At 30.9% G+C, this 975-nt stretch carries 1 protein-coding gene; it reads right to left on the bottom strand.

Going from position 1 to position 975, the window contains the following annotated elements:
• On the bottom strand, positions 1-361 hold a 361-nt coding region (locus GCA01S_RS18905; RefSeq protein WP_042412575.1), incomplete at its 3' end, for an AAA family ATPase.
• Between the last annotated feature and the right edge of the window lie 614 nt (positions 362-975).

The raw sequence follows: 975 nt of genomic DNA, 5'->3' as shown, positions 1-975 counted from the left end.
CTCTTTCGTTAATTTCTTTTCCATTTTTGTAACCTCTTAAATCAATTTGATTCTGTCGATTTCTTCGTGAATAAATTGCAGTAATACTGTATGTATTATTTTGCGAATCAACAAAATCTACAGTAATTTTTGATCTGCTTCCTCCACCAACAGAACCCTCAGCAATATGGTAAGGAATATCAACATCATGATTAAATACTTCTTTATCAAGAGAAAAGAAAAGGTCAAGTGCCCTCAAAAAATTGGTTTTTCCTATATTGTTTGGTCCACATATAATAACTGGTTCCTGAGGATTGAATTCCATCTCCAGATGTGAAATTGATCTGTAATTAGAAATTAATACCTTGTTAATTTTATACAATCTTATCTCCTCCTAATACCTCATAATTTCCATTGGTCGTATAATTATGTAAGTTGAACAAAAAACTTACGCAACTTTCTTAATTTTAACTTTTACAGAAAACCAAAACTAAAAATAAAATTACATTAGTATAGTAACCTTAATAGCCAAAAATAGGCAAGCGGTATAAGAAAAAACGCTTGCCTAGCTTTTAAGATCTTCATTGGAATATTCTCTCTTAACCTTTATCAAGAAAAGGATTGTTCTAACATCTTAAGAATCGCTAACATACACTTTGACTTCATCCAAGATGCCATCAAACTCAAGCTCATCAATCACTTGATCAATTTTCCGGTTAAGAATCGTCCAATTCTTAACTTTATGAACTTTATTTTGCAAAAATCCTTTAAGATTATCTCCCATCTCTTTTTCGAGCTAAAAAGAAGTACCTCAAAATTCCATGTGTTTTCTTGAGTAACCGTTTTGATACGACCTGAAAAAGACATTCGCTGTTAGCTCATCAAAAAGAAAATAACCAACTTCATCAATAATGAGCATACCTGGTAATATTTTATTTCCCACTCTTAATTTCTTCTTTCACTATTCACACCTAAAAGTCCTTTGAATGTTAATAT

Source organism: Parageobacillus caldoxylosilyticus NBRC 107762 (genome assembly GCF_000632715.1).
Classification (GTDB): Bacteria; Bacillota; Bacilli; order Bacillales; family Anoxybacillaceae; genus Saccharococcus; species Saccharococcus caldoxylosilyticus.
This window is presented reverse-complemented; position numbering and strand designations above follow the sequence as displayed.